The organism is Faecalispora jeddahensis (genome assembly GCF_000577335.1).
GTDB lineage: Bacteria > Bacillota > Clostridia > Oscillospirales > Acutalibacteraceae > Faecalispora > Faecalispora jeddahensis.
The window spans coordinates 25,125-41,346 of record NZ_CBYL010000011.1; the positions used below are offsets into that span (position 1 = coordinate 25,125).

16 protein-coding genes and 2 tRNA genes are annotated in these 16,222 nt (G+C 53.0%); 10 read left to right on the forward strand and 8 right to left on the reverse strand.

Features of this window, described 5'->3' with window-relative positions; all coding sequences use genetic code 11:
• Positions 1-9: 9 nt before the first annotated feature.
• From TY09_RS06085 to TY09_RS06100, 4 genes are all read left to right on the forward strand, one after another.
• A complete protein-coding gene (locus tag TY09_RS06085; protein ID WP_042431993.1) occupies positions 10-528 on the forward strand; it encodes a M48 family metallopeptidase in 519 nt (172 codons plus the stop codon).
• Positions 529-640: 112 nt separating this feature from the next.
• Positions 641-729 (forward strand) — tRNA-Ser (locus tag TY09_RS06090).
• 41 nt (positions 730-770) lie between these two features.
• Positions 771-860 (forward strand) — tRNA-Ser (locus TY09_RS06095).
• Positions 861-1,070: 210 nt separating this feature from the next.
• On the forward strand, positions 1,071-1,892 hold the full coding sequence (locus TY09_RS06100; protein ID WP_042431995.1) for a class I SAM-dependent methyltransferase: 822 nt from the start codon (positions 1,071-1,073) through the stop codon (positions 1,890-1,892).
• 325 nt (positions 1,893-2,217) lie between these two features.
• On the opposite strand, the gene corA is transcribed toward TY09_RS06100, so the two are convergent.
• Positions 2,218-3,237 (reverse strand): magnesium/cobalt transporter CorA, encoded by a 1,020-nt coding sequence (corA, locus tag TY09_RS06110; protein WP_042431999.1) that lies wholly within the window; start codon positions 3,235-3,237, stop codon positions 2,218-2,220.
• 486 nt (positions 3,238-3,723) lie between these two features.
• Here corA and TY09_RS17865 point away from each other — a divergent pair, with 486 nt between their 5' ends.
• Entirely contained in the window at positions 3,724-3,903 is a 180-nt protein-coding gene (locus tag TY09_RS17865) for a ferredoxin (RefSeq protein WP_313294210.1), read from the forward strand.
• A 57-nt stretch (positions 3,904-3,960) separates the two neighbouring features.
• Here TY09_RS17865 and TY09_RS06120 read toward each other — a convergent pair whose 3' ends face one another.
• From TY09_RS06120 to TY09_RS06130, 3 genes are all read right to left on the reverse strand, one after another.
• A complete protein-coding gene (locus TY09_RS06120) occupies positions 3,961-4,458 on the reverse strand; it encodes an HD domain-containing protein (RefSeq protein WP_042432001.1) in 498 nt (165 codons plus the stop codon).
• 234 nt (positions 4,459-4,692) lie between these two features.
• Positions 4,693-5,790 carry a tetratricopeptide repeat-containing glycosyltransferase gene (locus TY09_RS06125; protein ID WP_042432003.1) on the reverse strand — a complete coding sequence of 366 codons (1,098 nt, stop codon included), beginning with the start codon at positions 5,788-5,790 and terminating at the stop codon, positions 4,693-4,695.
• A 258-nt stretch (positions 5,791-6,048) separates the two neighbouring features.
• Positions 6,049-6,948 carry a diaminopimelate dehydrogenase gene (locus TY09_RS06130; protein ID WP_042432005.1) on the reverse strand — a complete coding sequence of 300 codons (900 nt, stop codon included), beginning with the start codon at positions 6,946-6,948 and terminating at the stop codon, positions 6,049-6,051.
• A 581-nt stretch (positions 6,949-7,529) separates the two neighbouring features.
• Here TY09_RS06130 and TY09_RS06135 point away from each other — a divergent pair.
• From TY09_RS06135 to TY09_RS17575, 5 genes are all read left to right on the forward strand, one after another.
• Positions 7,530-7,784, forward strand: a complete 255-nt coding sequence (locus tag TY09_RS06135; RefSeq protein WP_009059799.1) for a TM1266 family iron-only hydrogenase system putative regulator — start codon at positions 7,530-7,532, stop codon at positions 7,782-7,784.
• Positions 7,785-8,987, forward strand: coding sequence for a [FeFe] hydrogenase H-cluster maturation GTPase HydF (gene hydF, locus TY09_RS06140; protein WP_042432007.1), 1,203 nt, complete (start codon positions 7,785-7,787; stop codon positions 8,985-8,987). It begins immediately after the preceding gene.
• The gene (gene hydE / locus TY09_RS06145; protein WP_042432010.1) at positions 8,980-10,026 is read left to right on the forward strand and encodes a [FeFe] hydrogenase H-cluster radical SAM maturase HydE; all 1,047 of its coding nucleotides are present in this window, start codon (positions 8,980-8,982) and stop codon (positions 10,024-10,026) included. The genes hydF and hydE overlap by 8 nt, the downstream gene beginning before the upstream one ends.
• On the forward strand, positions 10,010-11,395 hold the full coding sequence (gene hydG / locus TY09_RS06150; protein WP_042432120.1) for a [FeFe] hydrogenase H-cluster radical SAM maturase HydG: 1,386 nt from the start codon (positions 10,010-10,012) through the stop codon (positions 11,393-11,395). Before hydE ends, hydG begins: the two co-directional genes overlap by 17 nt.
• A gap of 186 nt (positions 11,396-11,581) precedes the next feature.
• The gene (locus TY09_RS17575) at positions 11,582-12,013 is read left to right on the forward strand and encodes a hypothetical protein (RefSeq protein ID WP_052335564.1); all 432 of its coding nucleotides are present in this window, start codon (positions 11,582-11,584) and stop codon (positions 12,011-12,013) included.
• A gap of 177 nt (positions 12,014-12,190) precedes the next feature.
• Here TY09_RS17575 and TY09_RS06160 read toward each other — a convergent pair whose 3' ends face one another.
• From TY09_RS06160 to rpoD, 4 genes are all read right to left on the reverse strand, one after another.
• Positions 12,191-13,204: an electron transfer flavoprotein subunit alpha/FixB family protein gene (locus TY09_RS06160; protein WP_042432013.1), complete on the reverse strand. Its 1,014-nt coding sequence runs from the start codon at positions 13,202-13,204 to the stop codon at positions 12,191-12,193.
• A 16-nt stretch (positions 13,205-13,220) separates the two neighbouring features.
• Positions 13,221-14,021: an electron transfer flavoprotein subunit beta/FixA family protein gene (locus tag TY09_RS06165; protein ID WP_042432016.1), complete on the reverse strand. Its 801-nt coding sequence runs from the start codon at positions 14,019-14,021 to the stop codon at positions 13,221-13,223.
• Between the two features lie 620 nt (positions 14,022-14,641).
• A complete protein-coding gene (locus TY09_RS06170; RefSeq protein ID WP_009059785.1) occupies positions 14,642-15,112 on the reverse strand; it encodes an RrF2 family transcriptional regulator in 471 nt (156 codons plus the stop codon).
• Between the two features lie 16 nt (positions 15,113-15,128).
• Positions 15,129-16,211 (reverse strand): RNA polymerase sigma factor RpoD, encoded by a 1,083-nt coding sequence (rpoD, locus tag TY09_RS06175; protein WP_187119584.1) that lies wholly within the window; start codon positions 16,209-16,211, stop codon positions 15,129-15,131.
• Between the last annotated feature and the right edge of the window lie 11 nt (positions 16,212-16,222).

Genomic DNA, 16,222 nt, shown 5'->3' on the forward strand with positions numbered 1-16,222 from the left:
GGATACCTTATGAAACCGGAATATACCCTGATCCGCTCCAGCCGCAAGACCCTTTCGCTGGAGATTACGCGTGATGCCGCCGTAGTGGTGCGCGCCCCCAAGCGCTGCCCGCAGAGAGAAATCGACCTGTTCGTCACCCAGCGGGAAAGCTGGATTCAATCCGCTCTGGAACGGCAGCGCAGCCGCATAGAGCAGCACCCGGAGCCGAGCGACGAACAGCGCGAACAGCTTATTCGCCGCGCAAAGGAAATCCTGCCGGAACGGGTCGCCTATTATTCCGGCCTGATGGAGCTGCACCCCACCGGCATTACGATCACGGGGGCCGTTTCCCGCTTTGGCAGCTGCAGCCCCAAAAACCGGCTTTGCTTTTCCTGGCGGCTGATGCAATACCCGATGCGCGCTGTGGATTACGTTGTGGTACACGAGCTGGCTCATATCCGCCATAAAAACCACAGCAGGGATTTTTATGCACTGGTACAATCCATTTTGCCGGATTATCGGGAGCGCTGGCAGCTGCTGAAGGAATGATGTTGTTTTGAAGGCAAAATGTTGGAAGCAATCATTTTTTTGTACGAAAAATGAGCAAAATCCATTGACATAGCATACAACTTATGGTATCATAACTCTCGCACCTTGTGTTGGAGGGGTGTCCGAGTGGTTTAAGGAGCTAGTCTTGAAAACTAGTGATCTCGCAAGGGACCAAGAGTTCGAATCTCTTCCCCTCCGCCATTCGTAAATAAAGCTGACAAGCTTATCAATAAAATAGATTCGGAGAAATACCCAAGTGGTGAAGGGGCTCCCCTGCTAAGGGAGTAGGTCGGGTAACCGGCGCAAGGGTTCAAATCCCTTTTTCTCCGCCAGCAGGTTGAACCTGCGTGCGAATAGCGCACTCACATTTGTGGGTGCGTTTTACTTTGTATCTGCACTGAAAGCCTGCATCTTTTATCACCTGACTTTTCAATCCGTATGAATATAAAGTTCATGCGGTTTTTTGTAGTCTTTCTTTCCATCTTGTGATATACTTGAGTTAGTCTATTCTAACACATAAATATACCTAAAGGAGTGAGTTTATGAGCCATCCCACGCCTCTGGATTTGCAGTCTGTACAGGGAACCATGCTGATTCCCCTATGGGGCCGCGCCAAATACAGCGCAAAATACCGGAACATTCTTCAGGACAAAGACGCCATGGAAATCATCCGGAAGCATTCATTTGATTTTTCCGGCATTGAAAAAACCTTCGGTGATTTCAGCGGACTTTGCTATATCGTTCGCGCGCGGAAAATGGATGATGCCGTTCGCCGCTTTATGGAAAAGCACCCAAAGGGCACCATCGTCAACATAGGGGCAGGGCTGGATACCGGGTTTTCTCGTGTGGATAACGGCAGCATACATTGGTACAACCTTGATCTGCCCGATTCGATTGCATACCGTAAAACGCTGCTGCCCGACACAGAGCGAAGCACCTGCATTCCCAAATCGTTCTTTGATGAGTCGTGGTTTGATGATATCCACTTCGATAAGGACAACGGAATTCTGTTTATTTCGGGCGGCGTCTTCTACTATTTCAAGGAAGAACAGCTGAAAGCCATCTTCTCCTCCATGGCACGCCGATTTCCCGGGGGCGAGGTATACTTTGACGCGGAATCGAAAACCGCCGTGGAAAAGTCCAATGAAATGGTACAGAAAACCGGGAACAAAGGCGCGCAGATGTACTTCTATGTGAACGATGCCACAGCCATACAAAGCTGGTCCACGGCGATTCGTGAAGTAAGCATTGAGCCGTACTTTAAGGGGCTCGCCTATACCGATGGCTTGAAAATACGCGCGCAGATGGCGGTTATGGACAAGGCGGGAATGATGAAGTTCGTTCACGTGAAATTTGCCGACTAAAGAATCGCTTACAACGACACTCGATATGAACCTTTGTCTTTGGCGGGGCGATTCCATTCTCCGGGCCTTTTTGCAGCGGCAGGTTTCCGCTTTGCCGCACGGAACCTGCGTTTCTGTTTTCAGATGCATCTCTTGCTCTCCCCAGAAAAAAGCCGCATGATCAAAAAGATCATGCGGCTTTTTTTTTATCTGAAACTGATAATACGCATCTCACAAAGAGGAAATTGCCGGATAAGCGAAAGAAGTTTTCTGGATTTACTTTCATACCAGCCGGCTTTTTTTCAAGCTGAAAGAACGGCATCTGCAAAGCACGACCAACTCAAATTTAAAACCATTTTTTCTTCTTGAAAAACAGGATCATCACAATACTGACAGCGACCATCACTGCCCAAACAACAGGATATCCCCACGTCTGGTTCAGTTCGGGCATATATTTAAAATTCATCCCGTACACTCCCACAATAAAAGTAAGCGGGATAAAGATGGTGGAGATGATGGTCAGCACCTTCATGATTTCGTTCATCCGGTAGCTGATGTTCGAAAAATGCAGATCGGCCAGGCCGGACAGCAGATCGCGGTAAGTTTCGGTAGAATCGATGGCCTGCACGATATGATTGTAAACATCCCGCAGGTACGGCTCCGTTTCGGGATGAATCAGCTCGCTCGATTCCTTGTCCATCAGCGAGGCCACGTTGCGCAGCGGCCAGATATGCCGGTTGACCCGCAGCAGGTTTTTCTTGATCGCGCGGATTTGCAGCAGATGCTGCTTTGTGGTTTGTTCCATGATACTGTCTTCCAGATCGTCGATCTGCCCGCCGATCGTTTCGAGCACATCGAAATAACCGTCAACAATGGCATCCAGCAGCAGATAGACCAAATGATCCGCCCCCATGGAGCGCACACGCGCATCGGCCTGAATGCGCCTGCGGATGCTCTCGAACACATCCCCTTTGGTATCCCCAAAGGTAAGGACATAATTGTGCCCAAGCAGAATATTGGTGTGCTCTACCGTCAGAGCGTCGCCGGTAAAATAAATCATTTTCGTCACGACGGAAAGAAACCCGTCGTACTCCTCTACCTTGGCGCGCTGAAATTGATTGCGCAGATTGTGAATGACCAGCGGATGAATATGAAACACAGTCCCGATCTCATTCAATAGCTCTTCGCTGCAGGGGCCGTCCACATTGATCCACCGCACATGTTTTTCAGCAATATCGGCCAGCGAATCCAGCCGCTGCGAGGATGAAAAATCCCAAAGGAAAATATCACAGACATCTGTACTGTAATCAAAAATCTCGATCGACGGCCATTCTTCGGGTTCTCCCAAGCTTTTTTTCCGCTCCATTGGAACAAATTCCTCCTGTTTTCATTCTTCTTATATGCTCACTCTTACTTTATTCTGCCCTGTTCGTCGTACTGCGAATGGATTTACTCTTTCGAACTGCGATCCCGTTTTTGAATCTTGCTCTTTCCCGTAAGCGATGAGCGAACTTCTATTATCGCTATTATACCACAAATTTGCAGGAAGAGATTGACATAGATCATCAATAGCAGAATCACTCGGCCGATGGTTCAACGCTCTCAGGCGCCTAAAGCTTTGGATTGCACCGTAAGGTTATTATGATGTATTTTAGCTTCACGCACTCTTCTTTTATGTTTTAGAGAAAGCCTTTATCGTATGATTTTTCCATAGAAAGAGAAAATATTTGCAGAGTATCTGGTAAATTTAACAACTTGGCAGTAAAATAAAGGAAGCCTAGTATTTATTGAGGCTGAAAAGGAAAGAATTTCAAGTGATATCACAAAAGAAAGGATGTACTTTATGAAGGCAATGCTTGACAGATCGGGTTGTATTTCCTGCGGACTCTGTGCAGAAACCTGTCCAGAAGTATTTCGCATGGCAGACGACGGCGTAGCAGAGGTTTATCAGGAGGATGTTCCGGAGAGCGCAGAGGCAACAGCCGTTGAAGCACAGGAAGGGTGTCCTGTTTCCGTTATCACAGTAGATTAAGTTTTCTGAAAGCGCTGTGGCGGCCATATGGCCGCCACAGCGCTTTATGGAAACACGTTATTCATCCTTCAAAAACATTGTTTTCAGCAAATGCTTCCCGGTTTCCGTGCGGAACAGGGTCGACAGAACGTTGCGAATCGCCTGCTCGCTCAGCGCATCCTCATAGGCGTTTACCAGAAAATCCGCCTCCACCAGAATCTGGTGATCCATCTGCTGAATATTGCCGTAAGTATGATGATGGCCTACCAGCCAGCACACACGGTCTACAAACGGCTCCGGATAACCGAGCGGCTTTAAAAGCGCCTCGGCCTCCGGCGGGCCCTCAAGCTCCTGATACTTTCCTGAGCTGCTGTGGTATTTTTCTTCGCTGTTTTTGATCCCAATATCATGCACCAGAGCCGCAACCTCAAGAATTTCCTGCATATCGGGGTCAATGTGCTCCATTTCTCCAATGAGTTTGGCAAAATGATACACCTTAATGAAATGCTGAATCCGTTTTGGGTCACCGGCGTAATAGTCGATCATTTTGACCGTAACCTGCTGCGTGCTGTTCATGCCTGAATCACTCCTTTTCACTGCCCTGCCGTTCTGTTATGCTTACAGATCATTCTTCAAAAAGCCTCTGATGCTGCCCGGAAACAACATGGACGGCATCTGTTTTATGGGAAAAGCGGGCCCGCCCGTTTGGCAGTCCGCGCGGAACAGTGATTTCATTTCTTTCTTTATATCACACCTGAGGCATTCCCGCAACCAGGCTACGCAATCATTTCAAAAAGATTTTCAGGGAATCTAATCGGCCTGCTCCTGTACCCTTTGGCGGATCAGTTCCAGATTGGATTTCAGGCGTTCATCCGCAGGCCGCATTTTGCAGGCCTTTTCCGCGTGGTCCTCCGCCTTCCCATACAGGCCCAGATAATAGGCGGAAACCGCCCCCAGATCGTACAGCTCCGCTCCCCAGCATTCCGGCTCCATCAGGTAGCTGCCGCTCTTTTGCGTGATCGAAAGCGCCGACCGCACCATAGTGTACACCAGCGGCCAGTTTTTTTCCTCATAGGCCAGTCTGGCGAAAGCCAGATACGGCTCGCGCACCGTCGGGCATTCCTCAATCGCGCGGAACAGCCATGTCATGGCCGCCTTGCCATCCTGTAATTTTTCATAGCTCTGCGCGATAAACCGCATGGCGGCGCTTCTCTCTTCGCCCCATCTTGCCGCCGGAAGCTTTAGATACTGTTTCAGCGTTTCAATCGCAGAATCGTATTTCTGGTAATACAGATACTCTCGGCCAAGCCAGAACGTGGCCCTGTCGTCAGACGGGTCTTCCTTTACTGAAAGCTCCAGCAAGGGCAGGTACTGGCTTCTGGGCTTTGAAACATCCGGGTAATGATGAAGAACGAGCTCCTCGATCCATATCTCGTTTTCTCCGCCTTCCCCGGTGTATTCCAAAATCTCATGTACAGGGCGAATCCAGTGGAAATCATGCCGCCGGTGAATCTTTTCTCTCTGGTATTTTTGATCGGGCATACCGTCGGAACGATGATTCCAGATATACGGGTATTTTGCGCGGGTATACTCCGGGCTCCAGGCGGATTCCAGAACCGCTGTCCACCCGGGTTCGTGGATCTCATCCAGATCGATCGATACACAGATGTCTACGTCGTCAGGGACATGGCTGAGCGCGCGGTTTCGCGCCTCATCAAACCGCCATGGAATAATTTTCTCTTCATAGACCGTCGCGCCGCGCTCCCGAAGCTTTTCGACCGTACGGTCTATGGAGCCGGTATCGACCACAATCACCAGATCGGCTTCGCTGACGGAATCCATCCAGCGGTCGACAAACTTTTCCTCGTTTTTACTGATCGCGTATACACAAATCTTATATTGGCCCAATCGCATTCTCCCCCTTATTCAAGATCATCTCCTTCTGATAGTATATGACCCTGCTTTGGGGAGAGTGCCGAAGGGGAATTGGCATTATAAATTAATAAGTCACTAATAAAGTGAGCGATTTCTTCCCCCGTCTGCGGCGGGGGAAGAAATCGCTGTATTTGCTTAAAGCTATATTATCTTTATATGATCCCCATTCTGGGAGAGTGCCGAACCGGGCCAGCCCTAAAACAGCCACCCGGCGATTGGGTTCCGGACTTTTTAGACCAAAGCGGCAATCGCACTTTCTCGGCTGCCGGGCAGCAGATCAACCACCGGAATCTCGATCATGGTATAAGCGCCGGGCTGCTGGCGCATTGCGGCTCTGGCGCACGCAACCATAATCTGCGATGTCAGAGCAGGGTTGTTGATCTCCATACGAAACTCAAACCGCTGGTTGTCCGTTTCGCCGGATACGCCCTTTCTCTCCATCCGTACGCCATGCCCCCTATCGATAACGGCACTGATATCGGGCACCTGAATCACATGTGTTTCATCATGGGCGAAATAATCGTCGCTCCGGATCGCCGCGGTGACCTGCGCAAGATCTGCATCGTCCTCCAGCTGCACATAAACCATTCGTCTGTGTACGCCCGTGCCCAGCGGAATCGTCATGGAAAGCGCGCCCTTTACGCCCTTCACCGCCTTGGCCGCAACCGTGTGGCCCATGCTCATGCCGGGGCCGAAATTCGTGTAGGTGATGCCTCTGGGCGCGCAGGCCTGCATCAGCGCACGCACCACGGAATCACTGCCCGGGTCCCACCCGGCGGCAAGAACCGCCACCCGGCCGCTTTCTTTCGCTTTTTGGCCCAAAACCGCCCGCAGCTCGGGAATAGAAGTATGAATATCGAAGCTGTCTACCGTATGAATGCCCATTGCAAGAAATGTTTGCGCATATTCCTGCACACTGCGCGTCGGTACGCACAGCAGCGCAACATCCACCGGCTCAAGCTCGCTTACATCCTGTGCCACTTTGATGCCTGCCAGTTCCTTTGGCACCGGCTCCCCGGCGTTTCTTCTGACGACCCCGGACAGCTCCATATCCGGCGCGGCAAGAACCGCCTCCAGCGCATACTTGCCGATATTTCCGTATCCTACAATTGCAATCCTTGTCTTATTCATAAAGCGCCTCCTTTTAGACTTATTGTAGAGAATTTTTCCGTATTTTGCAAGTACCGTTTACAGATGCTGCAAAAGCAGAAGGAACTGACAAAATCCGCGGAACAGTTTGGAAGCAGAGACAAAAATCCAGCGTGGTTTTTGTCTGTCAATTAGTTGACAATCTGGCCAATTCCTTTTATACTCTAATTAAATTGCAGATAAAATTCGCAACTTAATAACTGTCGTGAAGCGGCCGGCGGTATGTGCCGCTACGAGAGCCTTATCATACGAACCCCGCGAACATTTCATATTTTTGCGCACCGCTGTCCACAGCGTTAAAAAAGCGTTTCTCGCTTCTTTCATTGAAGATTTGTATGATAACGAGACCTAACCCGCCATTTCTGCCAAGTATTTTCTTCGCAGATCTGCCGGACCGAATCCCACAAAAAACGAATCTGACGGAAAAGCACTGCTGATCTGAAAGAAACGGATCGATAGTCCTCTTTTACAAGCGGGCCGTCTGTTTTGCTGCGTTTTGATCAGACCCCAAAGCCTTTCCGAATTCTCGGAAGGGCTTTTATTTATTTCAGGAGGAATGCGTTATGAACCGAGTCGCTGTGATCAGCGCCATTTTAGAGCAGCCGAATTTGTGTCAGCAGGAATTCAATCAGGTGATCTCTTCCTTTCAGGGCATCGTCAAGGGCCGCATGGGAATCCCCATGCCGGAGGAGAACATGGCCGTGATTTCTCTGGTAGTGGTCAGCAGTACCGACGAGATCAACAGCCTGACCGGGCGCCTCGGCAGGCTGGAGCACGTGACCGTCAAGACTTCGATTTCGAAAAAGGAGGTTTCCTGAATGGAGCAAAATCAGGCCCCGCGTTCCGTGAGCACGCACATTGCGCTGTTCGGCAGGCGAAACGCCGGAAAGTCCAGCTTGATCAACGCGCTGACCGGCCAGAACATCGCCATTGTTTCCGACCAGCGCGGCACAACGACCGACCCGGTCTACAAAAGCATTGAGCTGTTCCCGCTGGGGCCATGTGTGCTGATCGACACCGCCGGACTCGACGACACCGGCGAGCTGGGCGCGCTGCGGCGTGAAAAATCGCTGGAGGTTTTGGGCAGAACCGACATCGCCGTGTATGTAGCGGACGCCGAAAACGGCCTTGCCGCCGAAGAAGAGGATTTTCTGCAGCAGCTTCGGCAGCGCGGCCTACCGGTGATTCTGGTATGGAACAAAAGCGATCTGGAGTGTCTTCCCGCGCCGGAGGGCGCAATTGCGGTTTCTGCTCAAACCGGACAGGGAATGCAGCAGCTGATTGCGGTGTTATCGAACGCAAAGCCGCAGCAAAAAGCACCGGGCCTGCTGGACGGCCTTGTTTCGCCCGGTGAGCTGGTGCTGCTGGTGACTCCCATCGATTCCTCCGCGCCCAAGGGGCGGCTGATTTTGCCACAACAGCAGGTGCTGCGCGCCCTTTTGGAGCTGCCTGCCCCCGCTCTGGTGGTGCAGCCGGAAGAAATCCCCGCGGCGCTTGCCGCGCTTGCGGCCCCGCCCGCATTGGTGATCACTGATTCGCAGGCGTTTGCGCGCGTGGCGGAGCTTTTGCCGCCGGACATGCCGCTGACCTCGTTCTCTATTCTGTTTGCCCGCGCCAAGGGCGACCTTTCAGAGCTGGCCGCGGGCGCCCGGGCGATCGCCGCGCTGAAAGACGGCGACCGGGTTCTGATTGCCGAAGCCTGCACGCACCATCGGCAGGAGGACGACATCGGCAAGGTGAAAATCCCGCGCTGGCTGCGGCAGAAAACCGGAAAGGAACTGCACTTTGAGTTTTCTTCCGGACTTGGCTACACCAAGCAGCTGCCGGAATACGCGCTCGTCGTTCACTGCGGCGCGTGCATGATCAACCGCGCCGAAATGCTCAGCCGCATCCAACAGGCGCGGGAGGCCGAAGTGCCGATCGTAAACTACGGCGTGCTGATCGCCTATGTGACCGGTATTCTCGACCGCGTGCTTCAGCCGATCCCTGAAACCCACAAAAAGGAGGGAAGCTATGCGTGACCTTGCCCGTATGACCCGCGCGGAGCTTGCGGAATTCATCCGCGACGGCGGAGGCGCCGACTATGCAGAGCTGATGCGGGAAGCCGACCGGCTTCGCCGCCTTTCTTACGACAACGAGGTTTACACCCGCGGCCTGATTGAATTTACCAACTTCTGCAAGAACGACTGCCTGTACTGCGGTATCCGCCGCAGCAACCCGTACGCCGAGCGCTACCGCCTGACCCAGCGCCAGATACTGGAGTGCTGCTCGCTGGGCTGGGAGCTTGGCTACCGCACCTTTGTGCTGCAGGGCGGCGAAGACCCATACTTTACCGACGAGCGGATCGAACGCATTGTGTATTCCATTCGCAGTACGCACCCGGACTGCGCCGTAACCCTTTCCATCGGCGAGCGCAGCCGTGAATCGTACCAGCGTTTTTACAATGCGGGCGCACAGCGCTATCTGCTGCGCCACGAAACCGCAAACGACGAGCATTACCGCAAGCTGCACCCCGCCGTCATGTCTCCCGAGAACCGCAAGCGATGTCTTTGGGATTTGCGCGACATCGGCTACCAGGTAGGGGCGGGATTCATGGTGGGCTCCCCGTTCCAGACGCCGGAATACCTTGCGGACGACCTTCTGTTTTTGCAGGAGCTACAGCCCCACATGGTGGGGATCGGGCCGTTTATTCCGCAGAAGGACACGCCGTTCGGCACTTTCCCCTCCGGCACGGTGGAGCAGACGCTCTTGCTGCTCGCGATGCTGCGGGTGCTGCTGCCTACGGCACTGCTGCCCGCCACCACAGCAGTGGGCACACTTGACCCGCTCGGGCGGGAAAAGGCCCTGAAGGCCGGGGCGAACGTGGTGATGCCGAACCTTTCCCCCACCGATGTTCGGAAAAAGTATTTGCTGTACGACAACAAAATCTGTACCGGCGACGAAGCGGCGGAATGCCGCTTCTGCATCCAGGGCCGCGTGGAGCGGGCCGGATTCCGCCTGACGGTGAGCCGGGGCGACCATAAAGAATGGAGGATGCAGCATGATGCAATTGGATCATGACTTAATCTATCAATTACTGGAGCAGGCAAAAAACAGTACATCCGAACAGCGTGAAGTCGCCGTTCGGCGTGCGGAAAACGGAGAAACGCTGGATTATCTGGATATCGCGCTGCTGCTTGAAATCACCGAACCGGAGCTTTTGGCGCGCATTTACCGTGTTGCCGGGAACATCAAGAAGAAAATCTACGGCAACCGCGTGGTGCTGTTTGCACCGCTGTATGTTTCGAATCACTGTGTGAACAACTGCGTTTACTGCGGCTTTCAGCGCTGCAACGAGATGCCGCGCCGCCGCCTGACCCGCGAGGAAATTCAGCAGGAGGTTCGCGTGCTGGAACGCATGGGCCACAAGCGCCTTGCTCTTGAGGCCGGAGAGGACCCCGTCAACTGCGACATTCAGTACATTCTGGATGCGCTCGACGCCATCTACGACACGAAGCTTGACAACGGCAGCATCCGCCGCGTCAACGTCAATATTGCCGCCACCACGGTGGAGGAATACCGCATGCTCCACGAAAAGGGCATCGGCACCTACATTCTGTTCCAGGAGACTTACCACAAACCTACTTATGAAGCTATGCATCCCCACTGTCGAAAGAGCAATTACGACTATCACCTGACCGCGTTTGACCGCGCGATGGAAGCCGGGATCGAGGATGTGGGCGCAGGCGTGCTGTTCGGCCTGTACGACCCGAAGTTCGAGGTACTCGGCCTGATGATGCACAACGCACACCTGGAAGAACGCTTCGGCGTGGGCTTCCACACGATCTCTATGCCGCGCTTAAAGCAGGCCGAGGGCATGAGCCTGAAGGATTTCCCGCATCTGGTGGATGACGAGACCTTTAAGCATCTGGTGGCCATTCTGCGGATTGCGGTGCCCTACACTGGCATCATCATGTCTACGCGCGAATCGGCCCAGATGCGCGACGAGGTGCTGCACTACGGGGTATCGCAGATCAGCGCCGGTTCCAACACGGAAATCGGCGGCTACAAGCAGGAGGAGGATTCCCCGCATGAGACGGTATCCGGGCAGTTCCAGCTTTCGGATGAGCGCCGCCCGCTTGAGGTGATCAAGACCCTGATCGAAAACGGATACATCCCCAGCTACTGTACCGCCTGCTATCGGCAGGGCCGCACCGGCGACCGCTTTATGCAGCTGGCGAAAAGCGGAACCATCCAAAATACCTGTACCCCAAACGCATTGATGACGCTGCTGGAGTACATGCTCGATTACGGCGACCCCGAGCTGACCGAAATGGGAGGGCATCTGCTGGAGAACGAGCTGAACAAAATCGAAAACCCGAATGTGCAGAGAATCGTCCGCCGGAACATTGAGCGCATGCGCGCCGGGGAACGCGATCTGTTCCTGTAAAATCCTTTCGTCCAATCAAACAGAAAAAGGCGGTACCTGCAATGCCCGCAGGATACCGCCTTTTTCTATGAACCCGTATCGACAGACGCTTTGACCGATAATATTGTCTCCCGGCCGCTTTCGGTTGAATTTCCCGTTTGGGTCTGCTACAATGTCAGGAAAAGAAACAGGAATAGAGGCGATCTCATGAACCGGGTCATTCGCAGGAATCAGATCGATCTGCCCTACAGCTTGCACGATGGGAAAGTGATTGGCTTTCAGGTAACAAACGACACCCTTCAAATGCAGCTGCAGAGCGGATTCATAGAAACCATCGAGCCCTTTGAACAAGCAGCCGGCTGTATCGAGTTTGAGAAAACAGATTGGGATTTCAGCTATGTGTATCTGCTGGAATATGAAGATGTTCCGTGCGGTAACTGTGGCAGCTTTACCGGTAAAAAAATGGATTTGCACGAATTCATCGGTCAGTATCGCAATGCCGGGTTTGACATCATGGATGAAACCTATGGCTACAATATGTCAAAATTCAGCGGATACCTTTCAGCGGAAGGGTCTGTCAAAGAATGCATCATCGAGATATACCATTTGGGTGATATGAGTTACATTGTGGAGGAATAATTTCTGGTTCTGCGAACTTCCTCATAACCAGCAACCGCAGCCCTGCATCTTTTTATCCTAATCTTCAGCAGAAATAATACCAATTGTATATTCTCGAAATTATATCCTATAAGTAATCTAAAAGTCAGCTTGGTTTCTTTTCTTTTAAAAAAGGGAGCGAGAATGGGATTCTGTCGCTTACGAAAGCCCCTTTCTCTTTTTAACGGACTCGGTCAACGCCGGCAGCACCTGAAACAGGTCGCCTACCACGCCATAATCGGCTACTCCAAAAATGGGGGCGTCGGGATCCTTATTGATGGCGACCACCACGTCGGAGCTGTTCATGCCCACCAGATGCTGAATCGCACCTGAGATACCGGCCGCAATGTAAAGCTTTGGTCCTACGGTCTTTCCGCTTTGCCCTACCTGATGAGAACGTGAAATCCAACCGGAATCCACCGCCGCGCGGGATGCGCCGACCGTTGCGCCAAGCGCGTCCGCCAGTTCCCGAATCGTGCGGAAGCCCTCGGGGCCGCCTACGCCGCGCCCGCCGGAAACAATGATCTCTGCTCCCTCCAAATCGACCAGCTCTTTGCTCAGTTCGCTGATCACATCCAGAACCTTGGTGCGCAGACGTTCTTCCGGAATGTGAATGTCTTCTTTGATCACCTCTGCAGAGCGGCTGTCGTCAGGTTCTTCTTTCTTAAAAACACCGGGGCGCACCGTGCCGATCTGCGGGCGGTGGTCGGGGCACAAAATGGTAGCCATCAGGTTTCCGCCAAAGGCCGGGCGGGTCCACGCTACATTGCCGCTTTGCTCATCGATGTCCAACGCGGTGCAGTCTGCCGTAAGACCCGTTTTCAGGCGGCAGGACAAACGGGGGGCCATGTCGCGCCCGTTGCCGGTCGCTCCGATCAGCAGAGTGGTAGGACCATATTTCTCCACCAGCGCATGCAGTGCGTCGGTATAGGCGTCGGTCGTGTACCGAGCAAATTCGGGGCCGTCCACCACAATGATTTGATCCGCCCCGTGCGCCTGCACAGTCCTGACCGCCTCATCCACCTGAGAGCCGATCACAACGGCCACCAGCTTTCCCTGTTGCCCGTCCGCCAGTCGGCGGCCCGGATTCAGCAGTTCCAAGCCAACATTTTTTGCCCTGCCGTTCCGATCGGTCTCGATCAACACCCACAAATCCTTTGTCTTTGCTTCCATTATTTTTCCCTCCCTCTTATATCACACAGGTTTCGCAGAGCGACTCAAACAGCCTTTTACCTGAATCTGTCCCGCTTTCTTCCTGAATTCTGACCCCGCCGGACTTCTGCGGCGCCGTATAGGTTTTTTTCACTTTTGTCGGCGAACCCTTCAGCCCCGCGCGGCTGAGGTCGATCGTCAGGTCCGCGGAGGTCAGAGTGGGAATCTCGACCTTATTCGCGGCCAGTTTGGTTCGGATGGTGGGGTACCGCGGCTCGTAGGGAAGCTTCGTCACCGTAATCACACACGGCATTTTTACGCCCAGCAATTCAAAATCATCTTCCGACTCGCGCTTGACTTTTGCAGTGTCTCCTTCCACAGAAAGCCCAACTGCACAGGTCACCTGCGGGTAATCCAGATGCTCCGCGATCTCTGGGCCCACCTGGGCCGTATCGCCGTCGATCGCCTGCTTGCCGCAGAAGATCAAATCGAATTTGCCCTCCAGCTCCTCTACCCGAACGACGGCGCGCGAAAGAATATAGCTGGTTGCCAGCGTATCGGAACCGCCAAACGCGCGGTCGCTGATCAGATATGCTTTGTCCGCCCCCACCGCTAAACATTGTTTGAGCGCCGCCTTGGCCTGCTCCGGCCCCATGGACAGCACTACGATCCTGCTGCCCGGCACTGCGTCCTTCAGCCGGGCTGCCATTTCCATTGCATAAGAGTCGAACGGATTAACGATACTGGGTACGCCCGAGCGGATCAGCGTATTTGTTTTAGGATCGATACGAATTTCCGCTGTATCGGGTACTTGCTTGACACATACTAACAGATTCATTTTCTCTCTCCTTTTCCCATATGACTCCCCATTTGCGCCGGGGTCCAAGGCTCCGCTGCCGGGGCGCCGTGTTTGTCTGCGGAGCACCGCAAATAACAGGCTGGAAGATCGCCAGCTGCATCTATTGGTGCTACCAATATTTATATTAACTATAATAAAAACATCTGTCAATAATCGTTGTTTTATTGTCAAAGTTATATAAATAAATAACAATATTTCATTTGAGTAATTTTATTATCGCAATTTAAAAGCACAAACCGCTGATGTAACTGATGCTTTTCACACACTGGTATAACCAACAGCCGCCCGCGGCCATTAGCCTGATATTTCAAGAGAATTCCATTTGCTTTACGGGCTGTTTGATTTTATCTTTCCTTCTGTTTTCGCCGGTCCTGCTTTTCAATACAGATTACAACACACGGTGAACAGGGTATTAAAAAGCTTTTGAGAGCGTTTTCTTTCAGATTTCTACCAGCCAGACACTTTTTCGATTCGCCGGCACAGCCGGTGGTTGTTCTACAAAAAAAGGGAAAGGAACTGTGTCCAACAGTTCCTTTCCCTTTTCTATATGGCAGCGCCGGTAAAACGAAGCCATAATAATTTTATTTTTCCCGTCTGCATCAGGGCAACTGCTTATCCACTCCGGGGCAGCCCTCCGCTTTCCCTTTCTCTTGCTCCTTTACGGAACGGCAGGCCGCTCCGCACGGCTCTACCTGAGAAAAGGTGTAGGAATCCAGCTGCCTGCGCACCGATTCCGAAATTTCGGCATAGATGCGGTGATACCGGCAAGCCTGATGCGTACAGGCATATTCATCCTGCTGACACCGGCTGATCATGTACGGGCCTTCCACCGATTCAATGACCTCGCGCAGAGTGATCCGGCTGCCGGGGCGGGCCAGCGTATAACCGCCGTGCGCCCCTTTATAGGACTGCACGATCCCGTCGGAAACCAGCTTGCGCAGAATCTTCAGCGCAAATCGCGGCGGAACACAGGTTCCCTCAGAAATGCTGCGCGCATCTGCCTTTTGATTGGACGCCGCCAGAAAATCCACGATCCTGACCGCATAGTCCGTTTCTAATGTCATGTGCATGACGAGGCTCCTTCCATTAATCCAGGAAGTCTTTCAGCTTTTTGCTGCGGCTGGGATGACGGAGCTTGCGCAGCGCCTTTGCCTCAATCTGGCGAATGCGCTCACGGGTAACGTTAAACTCCTTACCCACTTCCTCCAGTGTGCGGGAACGGCCGTCTTCCAAGCCAAAACGCAGGCGAAGCACCTTTTCTTCCCTGGGGGTGAGGGTGTCGAGCACCTCGCCGAGCTGCTCACGCAGAAGCGTGTGAGAGGCGGCATCTGCCGGGGCGGGCGCTTCATCGTCGGGGATGAAGTCGCCGAGGTGGCTGTCTTCCTCCTCACCGATCGGGGTTTCGAGCGATACCGGCTCCTGCGCGACCCGCATGATCTCGCGAACCTTATCGACCGGCATGTCCAGCTCCAGAGATACCTCGTCGGCTGTCGGCTCGTGGCCGTTCGTGTGCAGAAGCTGGCTCGATACCTTCTTCACTTTATTGATCGTTTCCACCATGTGCACGGGAATGCGGATGGTTCTTGCCTGGTCGGCAATCGCACGGGTGATGGCCTGGCGAATCCACCACGTTGCATAGGTAGAAAATTTAAAACCCTTGGTGTAATCGAATTTTTCGACCGCCTTAATGAGGCCGAGGTTTCCCTCCTGAATCAGGTCGAGGAACTGCATTCCGCGGCCAAGGTAACGCTTGGCGATGCTGACGACCAGACGAAGGTTCGCTTCGGAAAGGCGCTTCTTTGCGGCTTCGTCTCCGTTTGAAATGCGGATGGCCAGATCGATTTCCTCTTCGGGGGTGAGCAGCGGAACGCGGCCAATCTCTTTGAGGTATACCTTAACGGGGTCGTCGATGGCAATTCCTTCGGTGGCCAGAGCAGCCTCCACATCCTCGCCTTCGCCGCTGGGGATATCGAGTCCTTCGAGCGGGATATTGGCAAAATCCTCTATGATCTCAACGCCCTGGCTTTCGAGTGTATCGTAAAACTTTTCAATCTGCTCCGGCTCAAAATCCAGCTCGCCGAGAGCGTCCAGAATTTCTTTCGTCGAAAGCTGTCCTTTGCTTTTTCCCAGTTCGATCAGATCTCTGATGACTGTCTTCTTATCAGGCATTTCCATTGGTA

Bases quoted from the DNA above. Each gene is read 5' to 3' on its own strand.
- TY09_RS06120 (WP_042432001.1), bottom strand. From the start codon at position 4,458: ATGAACAGCACGCAGCAGGTTACGGTCAAAATGATCGACTATTACGCC.
- hydG (WP_042432120.1), top strand. From the start codon at position 10,010: ATGCAATTGGATCATGACTTAATCTATCAATTACTGGAGCAGGCAAAA.
- TY09_RS06160 (WP_042432013.1), bottom strand. From the start codon at position 13,204: ATGGAAGCAAAGACAAAGGATTTGTGGGTGTTGATCGAGACCGATCGG.
- corA (WP_042431999.1), bottom strand. From the start codon at position 3,237: ATGGAGCGGAAAAAAAGCTTGGGAGAACCCGAAGAATGGCCGTCGATC.
- rpoD (WP_187119584.1), bottom strand. From the start codon at position 16,211: ATGCCTGATAAGAAGACAGTCATCAGAGATCTGATCGAACTGGGAAAA.
- TY09_RS06130 (WP_042432005.1), bottom strand. From the start codon at position 6,948: ATGAATAAGACAAGGATTGCAATTGTAGGATACGGAAATATCGGCAAG.
- TY09_RS06170 (WP_009059785.1), bottom strand. From the start codon at position 15,112: ATGCACATGACATTAGAAACGGACTATGCGGTCAGGATCGTGGATTTT.
- TY09_RS06135 (WP_009059799.1), top strand. From the start codon at position 7,530: ATGAACCGAGTCGCTGTGATCAGCGCCATTTTAGAGCAGCCGAATTTG.
- TY09_RS06165 (WP_042432016.1), bottom strand. From the start codon at position 14,021: ATGAATCTGTTAGTATGTGTCAAGCAAGTACCCGATACAGCGGAAATT.
- TY09_RS06085 (WP_042431993.1), top strand. From the start codon at position 10: ATGAAACCGGAATATACCCTGATCCGCTCCAGCCGCAAGACCCTTTCG.
- hydF (WP_042432007.1), top strand. From the start codon at position 7,785: ATGGAGCAAAATCAGGCCCCGCGTTCCGTGAGCACGCACATTGCGCTG.
- TY09_RS17575 (WP_052335564.1), top strand. From the start codon at position 11,582: ATGAACCGGGTCATTCGCAGGAATCAGATCGATCTGCCCTACAGCTTG.
- TY09_RS06100 (WP_042431995.1), top strand. From the start codon at position 1,071: ATGAGCCATCCCACGCCTCTGGATTTGCAGTCTGTACAGGGAACCATG.
- TY09_RS17865 (WP_313294210.1), top strand. From the start codon at position 3,724: ATGCTTGACAGATCGGGTTGTATTTCCTGCGGACTCTGTGCAGAAACC.
- hydE (WP_042432010.1), top strand. From the start codon at position 8,980: ATGCGTGACCTTGCCCGTATGACCCGCGCGGAGCTTGCGGAATTCATC.